Annotated in this window: 1 pseudogene; it reads right to left on the bottom strand. The window is 56.8% G+C overall.

The annotated features are described in order from the left end of the window. Positions 1–287 (bottom strand): annotated as a pseudogene (locus QP994_RS11155) (hypothetical protein); the annotation flags it as partial.

Genomic DNA, 287 nt, shown 5'->3' with positions numbered 1-287 from the left:
TTACGTGAGCGACCAAACCGGATTGTTGGTTTCGGGGCAGGTGTGTCTACCTCGGGGACGATGTCTTTTGCACGACGCTTGAGTGTGTCGTAGTTCCCGGGAATGGACAGCAACGCCAGGCGCAGCCGCCACTTCTCGGCGGGGTCGGTGATCCCGGCAAGACGACTCTCGATGTAGGCGAGCTGATCCAAGGACTTCTTCGTGGACTGTGCCACTTTGATCGCGTTGGCTTGTTTGCGGGTGAACTTTGTTTTCCCGTAGTAGACCTTGTGGACGTTGGTCCATTG

It is taken from the genome of Corynebacterium sp. MSK044, assembly GCF_030232825.1.
Taxonomy (GTDB): domain Bacteria; phylum Actinomycetota; class Actinomycetes; order Mycobacteriales; family Mycobacteriaceae; genus Corynebacterium.
Note: the sequence above shows the minus strand (reverse complement) of the source record. Positions and strands in the feature narration are given on the sequence as shown.